The 8751-nt window shown below is 57.4% G+C and carries 6 protein-coding genes and 1 pseudogene; 1 reads left to right on the top strand and 6 read right to left on the bottom strand.

Annotated features, from left to right (window positions below; translation table 11 throughout):
- Positions 1-136: 136 nt before the first annotated feature.
- The 5 genes from ACR0DU_RS18525 to ACR0DU_RS18505 are packed head-to-tail and all read right to left on the bottom strand — an operon-like array spanning position 137 to position 7094.
- Positions 137-2767 (bottom strand): phosphoenolpyruvate carboxylase, encoded by a 2631-nt coding sequence (locus ACR0DU_RS18525; RefSeq protein WP_480876466.1) that lies wholly within the window; start codon positions 2765-2767, stop codon positions 137-139.
- Positions 2767-3738, bottom strand: a complete 972-nt coding sequence (locus tag ACR0DU_RS18520; RefSeq protein WP_480876471.1) for a 2-hydroxyacid dehydrogenase — start codon at positions 3736-3738, stop codon at positions 2767-2769. The genes ACR0DU_RS18525 and ACR0DU_RS18520 overlap by 1 nt, the downstream gene beginning before the upstream one ends.
- Positions 3738-4628 carry a succinate--CoA ligase subunit alpha gene (gene sucD, locus ACR0DU_RS18515; protein ID WP_480876465.1) on the bottom strand — a complete coding sequence of 297 codons (891 nt, stop codon included), beginning with the start codon at positions 4626-4628 and terminating at the stop codon, positions 3738-3740. Before sucD ends, ACR0DU_RS18520 begins: the two co-directional genes overlap by 1 nt.
- Positions 4628-5824, bottom strand: a complete 1197-nt coding sequence (locus ACR0DU_RS18510) for a malate--CoA ligase subunit beta (RefSeq protein WP_480876463.1) — start codon at positions 5822-5824, stop codon at positions 4628-4630. Before ACR0DU_RS18510 ends, sucD begins: the two co-directional genes overlap by 1 nt.
- A gap of 28 nt (positions 5825-5852) precedes the next feature.
- Complete coding sequence (locus ACR0DU_RS18505; RefSeq protein WP_480876461.1) at positions 5853-7094, bottom strand: pyridoxal-phosphate-dependent aminotransferase family protein; 1242 nt, start codon at positions 7092-7094, stop codon at positions 5853-5855.
- 218 nt (positions 7095-7312) lie between these two features.
- On the opposite strand from ACR0DU_RS18505, the gene ACR0DU_RS18500 reads away from it, so the two are divergent.
- Positions 7313-7942 carry a response regulator transcription factor gene (locus tag ACR0DU_RS18500; RefSeq protein ID WP_010443368.1) on the top strand — a complete coding sequence of 210 codons (630 nt, stop codon included), beginning with the start codon at positions 7313-7315 and terminating at the stop codon, positions 7940-7942.
- A 62-nt stretch (positions 7943-8004) separates the two neighbouring features.
- Here the strand turns inward: ACR0DU_RS18500 and ACR0DU_RS18495 are convergent.
- Positions 8005-8699 (bottom strand): annotated as a pseudogene (locus tag ACR0DU_RS18495) (HipA domain-containing protein).
- Positions 8700-8751: the final 52 nt, after the last annotated feature.

Genomic DNA, 8751 nt, shown 5'->3' with positions numbered 1-8751 from the left:
GCTCGATTTCATCGCGCTGGCGGCCCAACTCGGATGTGATCGAGCCAAATAGCTCGGGGTCACGATCGGCAAGGGATTGGGTGAAGAAACCTTCGGTGCGTTGCGGGGCGTTCACGTTGAAACCTCCTGAAAAGGGTTAGCCAGTCCAGCCAAGGCCAGCGGAAATGGCGTTCATGGATTGCAGCAAAGGCACAGGTACCGATCCTGCCTGCAGTTCGCTTCGGGCTTGTCGCAGCAGTTCGACTTGTAGTGCGTGAATGCGGTCCAGTTCCGCCCGTTTTCGATCGAAGCGCTCGCACAGGCGGGGAAAACGGTGACCGATGGTCTGACGGCCGGTTAGAAACTGTACTGCTCTGCAGGCCCTTTCGTATTCCGCGTCGATTGCCTGCGATATGTTCTGGCGGATTTCCTCGTCGCACACCAACTCGCCGTATTGCGCAGCGATGCGCATATCTGCCTGATAAAGCGATTTCTCCATCTCATCGACGGCGAGACGGAACAACCGGGAGTGCTTAAACATGTCCTGCAACACTTCATCACCGCGCTGGCCCCGGAATTTACGGAAGCTAGCCATAGCGGCCCCAAACCCGTACCAACCGGTGATCAGGTGGCGGTTCTGCGACCACGCGAAAACCCACGGAATGGCCCGCAGATCATCCAGACTGGCCGCGCCGAACCGACGGGCCGGGCGGGACCCGATCTTAAGGCGGGCAAGCTCTTCGACCGGGCTTGCCTGCTGGAAATATTCCAGAAAACCCGGCATCTGAAGAAGCGAGACATAGGCTGTCTGCGACAGTTCAGACAAGGCATCCAGCGCATCGTCGAACTCGGGCCGGGCAGGGGATTCGCCTGGGTTGGCTGTATGGCGTAGCGTGCTAGAAAGCAGCAATTCCAGATGCGCCGCAGCCGTCCCACGGTTGGCATACTTGGTTGAAACAACCTCGCCCTGTTCGGTCACGCGCAACCGTCCGGCAATCGTTCCACTGGGTTGCGCAGCTATGGCGCGTCCGGTAGGTGCGCCACCCCGGCTGACCGAGCCGCCGCGACCATGGAAAAATGTGGTCTTGAAGCCTTGCGAGGCCAGTGCCGACACGATCCGGCGTTGGGCGCGCTCCAACTCCCATGTTGAGCAGAAATAGCCACCGTCCTTGCTGCTGTCCGAATATCCAAGCATGACCTCGATTGTGTTGCCGTCGGTTTTGAGACTGCGGCGGGCGAGCGGTGCCCCCAGAACGTCCAGCAGAATCGCCGGAGCATTGCGCAGGTCCGCAATCGTCTCAAACAGTGGGACCACTGATATATCCAGAGTCTCGGATCCAAACCCGGCGTAGCGGGCCAGTAGGTAGACGCCGAGAATATCATCGGCAGAACGGGTCATGGACAGGATGAATGGACCGATTGCCTTGGGATCCGGCCCTGATCGCACGCTGTGGACCAACGCCAAAAGGGCGAGCAATTCCTGTGCCTGATCGCTCAGCGCGTCGCGGATTTGATAAGGCAGGTTCTGATCCGCCAGTTCTGCCCGTAAACGGGCAGACCATTCGGTCGTGCCATAGTCTGGAGCCTGGCCGGATTGTGACCAGATTTCGGCCAGAACATCGGTTGTGACGGTCGAATTCTGGCGGATGTCCAATGTTGTGGTTCGGAACCCAAAAACCGCCGCAGCTCGGCGCAGAGGGCGGACATGCCGTCGTGCCAAAATATCGGCGTTGACCGCGCATAAAGCGTTATCAAGCGCATCAAGATCGCTCATAAATTGTGAGATGTGATCATAGCCGCCATCTGTCAGCCGATGGCTAATGGCATTAAGAGCTTGCCGAAACGGTTCGTTCCGATTGCGGCCAGCTTCTGGAAACCGGTTGATTATTTCTTGTATACGCGCCCTATTGAGCTCGGGCAGCGGCAATATGAGGGCACTGATACTCAGCCTGCTTGCAGCCTGTTCAAGGGCCTGACGGTAGAGGTCCAGAACCGTTTCACGCCCGCGTTGCAAAGCCAGTGCGGTCATCTCGGTCGTGACATTCGGATTGCCATCCCGATCGCCGCCGATCCAGCTGTGAAAGCGGATATTGGGCGTTTCGTTCAGGGTCTGGCCCAGCACATGAAGGCAGGCCTGATCGAACCGATCCATGACCTGTGGGACGGCGTTAAAGATTGCATCCCGGAAGAATTGCAACCCCCACTCGATCTCATCGCGCAGGCTTGGACGCGTCAGGCGAAGTTCCCCCGTCAGCCATAGAAGATCGACCTCACCTTCCAGGCCATTCAGCAATTCGGCACGTTCGGTCGGGGTCCAGCGCTGGGTTTCAAGGCCAACGAGGTTGCGGTATATCCGCCGGTGAATTTCCAAAACAGTGACCCGTTTGGCCTCGGTTGGATGCGCGGTCAGGGTGGGGCCGGCACAAAGATCAGCGGTCAGTTTTTTTATTTGGCTGTCTGTCAGGGACAGGTCGGACAACACCTCGGAAAACCCGCCTTCGACCGCTTCGGGGCCGCTATTGGTCTCGGTCAGGCGACGATCTCTGACTTCGGCGTTTTCGTCGATGATGCGCAACAGTTGGAACCAGATCGACAGGGCCTGCAAATACGGAGTCGCCTCGGGCCCGGTGGGAATAGGCTGCAGCGGCGAAGACTCGGCCCATGTCGCTACATGAGGCGCCCGTTTCAGCAAAATGTTCCGCCACAACACCCGCAATTCCGAACGCAACCTTTCGGCATAGTTCGAAGGTTCCGGGGTGGGCTGAATATTCCGCGCCAGTGCTTGCATCAGATCACCTGATCCCGTGGAGTGCGGCCCGCAAAAAAGTCGCTGAGATTGTCGAGTACACGGAATCCCATGGCTTCGCGGGATTCGCGCGTGGCGCTGCCCAGATGGGGCAACATCACCAGATTGTCGCACGGCAGCAGGTCCGGGCTGATCCGAGGTTCGCCGTCAAAGACATCCAGCGCTGCGCCGCCGATCGTGTCGAACATCAGCGACTGTACCAGAGCGTGCTCGTCCACAACTTCGCCGCGTGCGGTGTTAATAAGGAATGAGTCAGGCTTCATCAGGTCGAGCCTGCGCCCGTTGATCAGGTGCCGGTTCGTCGATCCTCCGGGGCAATGCAGCGAGACGAAATCGCATTGTGGCAGTAAGTCATCGACCGTTTCGACCTGTGTTGCGTTGAACTGTTTCAGCACCTCGGCCGACACTGCGCTTCGGTTCTGGACCAGAATTTTCATGCCAAAACCGTGATGTGCGCGCCGCGCCATTTCCTGACCGATCCGTCCAAAGCCGATAATGCCAAGCGTCTTGCCGCTGACCTTCGTGCCGACAAGGTGGGTCGGACGCCAACCGGACCAGTTTCCAGCGCGCAATTCGCGCTCGCCTTCGCCAGCGCGACGGGCAACCATCAGCAGCAATGTCATGGCCAGATCGGCCGTACACTCGGACAGGACATCCGGTGTATTGGTCACGGTCATCCCAAGATTACGCACCGATGGTTCGCAGATATGGCTGTATCCCACGCCATAATTGGCGAGGATTTTGGTCTGTGCTGCGGGTACGTCCAGCGCCTCGGCGCTGAGCGTGTCCGTAACCGTGGGCAAAACTGCGTCATAGCTTTTCAGCGCATCGCGGAATTCGGCCGGTGACATTGGTTTGTCTCCGGTGTTAAGCACAGCGTTGTAGCTCTCGGTCAACTGCGCTTCGACCGCAGCAGGCCAACGGCGGGTGACAAGAACCGAAGGCTTGACCATCACGCAGCCTTTCCCATGACACGGGCGATCGTTTCACCGATGACGGCAGGGTTTTCGGCAACGGTTACACCGGCGGCGGACAGAATCTCGACCTTTTCCGATGCACTTTCACCAAAAGCCGAGATAATCGCACCGGCATGGCCCATAGTTCGCCCTTTTGGAGCGGTCAGACCAGCAACATAGGCAATGACGGGTTTCGAGATGTGATCGCGGATGTATTCAGCCGCTTCAGCCTCTTGCGGCCCGCCGATTTCGCCGATCATGGCGATAACCTCGGTGTCCTCATCCCATTCAAAGCGTTCGAGGATGTCACGGAACGAGGAACCGTTGATCGGATCACCCCCGATGCCGACGCTGGTCGAAACTCCGATCCCGCGCTCTTTCAGCTGCGCCGCAGCCTCATAGCCAAGCGTCCCCGAGCGGCCAATGATGCCGACATTGCCCGGCAGGTAGATATGTCCTGGCATGATCCCCAAAAGAGCTTTGCCGGGGCTGATCGTTCCGGCACAGTTCGGGCCAGTCAGCACCATGCGCTTGTCCTTGGGATAGCGATACATGTAGCGTTTGACGCGGATCATGTCCTGAGCCGGAATGCCGTCGGTGATGCAAACGCAATAGCGGATACCCGCGTCGGCGGCCTCCATGATCGAATCCGCAGCAAAAGGCGGCGGGACAAACACAAGGCTGGCATCTGCGCCGGTGGCTTCGACAGCCTGTTTGACGGTGTCAAATACGGGCACACCTTCTACGGTTTCGCCGCCTTTTCCGGGAACGACGCCGCCGACTACATTGGTGCCATATTCCAGCATGTCCTTGGTATGAAAGCGCGCCATGCGTCCAGTGATACCTTGCACGATAACGCGCGTGTTGCGGTCGAGAAGAATGCTCATTACACGGCCCTCATCTTGGTGTTTTGGGTCAGATCGTTCTGCCATGCGCCCACGGCCCGTTCGGCGGCTTCCATTAGCGTTGTGGCGCGGATGATCGGCAGGCCGGACTTGGCGAGGATCTTCTGGCCTTCTTCGACATTTGTCCCGGCTAGCCGCACAATAACGGGGATGTCGATTTCCAATTCGCGAAGTGCCTGCACGACACCTTCGGCAACCCAGTCGCAGCGATTGATACCGGCAAAGATATTGACCAAAACCGCCTGGACATTGTTGTCGGACAGAACCAGACGGAAGGCCTTGGCGACACGCTCCGGCGACGCCCCACCTCCGATGTCCAGGAAATTTGCAGGCTCGCCACCCGCCAGTTTGATCGTGTCCATCGTGGCCATGGCCAGACCCGCACCATTCACGATACAGCCAATATTGCCTTCGAGACCCACGTAAGAAAGCCCCCGATCCGCCGCGCGGCTTTCGCGCGGGTCTTCCTGGCTTTTGTCCCGCAGTTCGGCGATCTGCGGATGACGAAACAGGGCGTTGTCGTCAAAGCTCATCTTGGCGTCCAACGCCAGTACACGGTCATCCCCTGTGATGACTAGCGGGTTGATTTCGACCATGGTCGCGTCAAGTTCGCTGAACGCGGCGTAACAGCCCTGCAACGTCCGGACCATCTGCTGAACCAGACGGGGTTCCAGCCCGAGATTGAAGGCGATCTCGCGTGCCTGAAACTCCTGCAGCCCGACGGCGGGTTCCACGATTGAACGGACAATGCTGTCAGGGCGTTCAGCCGAGATCTCTTCGATCTCCATTCCGCCTTCCGAAGAGGCGACGATCATCACGCGCTGGCTGGAGCGGTCCAGAACAAAGCCCAGATAGATCTCGCGGTCGATCGGCACGGCGGATTCGACATAAACGCGGTAGATGCCTTTTCCTTCCGGCCCGGTCTGGTGGGTCACCAGCTTGCGCCCGAACATCTCGTCGCAGGCTGCATGGATCTCGTTTTCGCTGTCGCACAGCTTGACACCGCCGGCTTTTCCTCGGCCGCCTGCATGCACCTGGGCTTTGACAACCCACTTGTCCCCACCCAGCTCACGCGCGCGGTAGGCCGCCTGCTCGGGGCTGTAGGCCAGCGCGCCGGATGGTATGGCAACACCGAAATTCGAAAGAACTTCTTTCGCTTGGTACTCATGAATATCCATCTGCATTCCTCCCGTTCATGCAGTGTGATCAGGCCGCTATCGACGTGCCGTATCGGCTTTCGAGCAGCGCCTCGATCTCCTCGAAATCGACGTTGCCACCAAGTTCTCGCATCGCGTCTGCGAACAAACGGATGATCTGACTGATCGCCTGGCGATTGAGTTGATTGAGGATGCCGATCCGGACCTGTACCGGTGCGCTGAGCGTGGGCCAGATGCCGAACCCGCGCGCACGGCAATTCTGCACAAGCTCCATCTCGCGCCCCGCCAGTTCCGGTGGCAGATTAAGGACCAGAAGACTGGGCATGTCCGAGGTCACCTCGCATCCCATTGCGATTACGGCGTCACGCAGCACCTTTTCGTGCGTACGATACGAGCCCGACCGCTTTGCCAATCCTTCAGTCAGCGTCAGACGAAGGGATTCATGGAAGGCGGCCACAGCGTAGCCGGAATGGGTCCGGTGATAGGTACCTTTCTCGACGTCCTGCCCATCGACGATTCCCCAATGACGAGCCTCGAAAATGGGATTGTGGACATAGCTGTAGGCACCTGTTGATTTAAGGCTGTCGATATATTCATCGGAAAAGCTGACCGGCGCATAGGTCAATGGCAAGCAGCACAGACCCTTTTGCGGGCAAGAGGCCCAGCCAGCGATGCCCGGGTAGTTATCAATTTGAAAATCCTCGACACCCAGAGACGAAACAGCGTCGATCAGACCCATAGCGCCATGGCGTTCACAAGCATCGGAGAACCCGCGCAGATCATTTATCCGGCCAGAGCCCGTTTCCCAATGGGCCATGAACGCCCATTTTGGTCTATGCTCGGCCAGTGCAGCCTCGACCATATCGCCGGTTACCGACTGACCATGCGGTATATCGATCACGGTGACGCTGGCGGCTTGCGGGTCCAGCGGGTTGGCGGCATGCTCATCCGGTGTTGCTGCCTTGATCCTGAGGGTCAGTGTATCGATGCCTGAAAAGGTTCCGTTGTTGAATGCAACAACCTTGTCGCCGGGCATGACGGCCGAAAACATGGTGTCCAGCGCGCTCCAACCGGTGCCCGCGACCGCGAAGGTATAGGTGTTCGAGGTTCCCCAGATCTCGCGTAGCATGAGTTTGCATTCGACCATACCGCGCAAAACATCACCCTGCATATGGTCAGCTACCCCTGCGCTTGCGAATGCCTGCAGAACGCGGGCGTCGGTATTGCCCGGTCCCGGGCCGGCAGCCAAGGTTTGGGGGATTTCGAGCGTGGGATAAATCTGGGAATTCATTCGATCCTCCTTGATCGTCGGGGTGTTCAGCCACACCCAAATACCGTGTTGTGGATCAGGAAAGCCTTGCTTGCATCGGCACGCAACGTAACTTACTACTGCTTTAGGACTTCTAATAGGACGGGTAAAAACCTACCCGTTTTGGTAAGAATACTTGAGTATACTAATTTTGCACCTATACAAATGGGTAGAAAATTTGAATTTTGGATGTAAAATCAATGTCAGAGCTTCCACAACAACCGATTGACGTTATGTTGGCCGACAACAATCCGCTGGTGTTGTCGGCCATGTCGGAGATTTTTGAACGTGATCCGCGATTCTCTCTAGTTGCCACATCAGCCACCGCCGAAGGGTTTTTGGGCGCGGTCATGAGGGTACCAGTCAAGGTTTGCGTAATTGCATGGAATTTGCCGGTTCTCGGTGCGGCCAAATTGATCGAAGTTCTACGGGAACAGGAAAACGTACCCCGATTTGTCATCTATGGCGATGAGGTCGGAGATGTTCCGCGCCTCGCCATGCAGGCAGGCGCGGCAGGGTTCGCATCCCGGTCGGGTGAGGTTGAAGTATTGCTGGAAACTTGCGCGGACGTGGCGGCTGGGAAAATGGTGTTTCCATTTATCGATGTACGGAAGATGCAGCAGGACCCAATTCACAGCCTTTCCCGCAAAGAGCGCGTCATCCTTGAAGCGCTAGCCAAGGGCCTATCCAACCGCGAACTTTCGAAAGACCTGCAAATCTCGACAAATACCGTCAAATTTCACCTGAGCAACATCTATGAAAAGCTCTCGGTTAAAAACAGAACGCAAGCGATTGCTTTCTACTATTCTTCTGGCGCAGCCTCAGATTAACCAAATTACGGCTATGGCCGAGCATGTACTAGCGATCGCGCAATACTGGTGGGTAAGTTAAATTATGTTAAAAGTGGAAGCATGATCTGCTGATCATACCGCATGAAAGGCAGCCGCCTGACGTCGACCGCCAGCGCAAGACGCATCTGATTTTGGCGAAATTGACCGTCATCTACGGCTTTCTGGGCGCTTAGCACATCATAGAGCGGGGTCATGCGGAATCCGCCTGGATGCAAAGCAACGCTGAAATTCTTGGCGTGCCTGTCTGTCGCTCCTAAGAGCCAAAACAGCACCAGTGTGCGGAAGAACGCGCGCTCACCTGCCTCGGGGTCATCACTACCCGCTAGCAACCCCACGCCTTCTTTGATCCTCGGCCCACTTTCTAGTTGGTATTTCTGGCAGGCGGGAATGTGAGCGCTTGGCAAAAGTCTTCCTGCGGGAGGCGGATCAATCGACCATCCTTGGCCCAACGCCGATCAAACCGTGTCACAACAAGGCTCCGCACGTCCTCGAAGTCGGCAATCGCGATCTCCGCCACCTCCATTCCCATGACGCGACAAAAGCTCATGCAGAAATACTCGTTCTCGACGCTGTCGGATAAATCGATCCCTGCGGGCAGAACACCAAGCTGGGTTTTGAGGATATGGGTTGTAGGGTTGGGCCCAGACGGGCGGATCCACGCGCCATCGTAGCGCAGCAGCGCCGTTTTCTCCTGCGCCCCTACTATGGAAATGCGGAATTCGTCGTCTGCGTCCAAGCCAAGGGGCGCGCTCGCAAGGTTGCGCAGGGTTCTGTTGCAATCTTTTGGG

The organism is Ruegeria sp. G2, from assembly GCF_056533505.1.
Note: the sequence above shows the minus strand (reverse complement) of the source record. Positions and strands in the feature narration are given on the sequence as shown.

Coding starts and splice junctions, on each gene's coding strand:
- ACR0DU_RS18525 (WP_480876466.1), bottom strand. CDS start 2,767: ATGCAAGCACTGGCGCGGAATATTCAGCCCACCCCGGAACCTTCGAAC.
- ACR0DU_RS18520 (WP_480876471.1), bottom strand. CDS start 3,738: ATGGTCAAGCCTTCGGTTCTTGTCACCCGCCGTTGGCCTGCTGCGGTC.
- sucD (WP_480876465.1), bottom strand. CDS start 4,628: ATGAGCATTCTTCTCGACCGCAACACGCGCGTTATCGTGCAAGGTATC.
- ACR0DU_RS18510 (WP_480876463.1), bottom strand. CDS start 5,824: ATGGATATTCATGAGTACCAAGCGAAAGAAGTTCTTTCGAATTTCGGT.
- ACR0DU_RS18505 (WP_480876461.1), bottom strand. CDS start 7,094: ATGAATTCCCAGATTTATCCCACGCTCGAAATCCCCCAAACCTTGGCT.
- ACR0DU_RS18500 (WP_010443368.1), top strand. CDS start 7,313: ATGTCAGAGCTTCCACAACAACCGATTGACGTTATGTTGGCCGACAAC.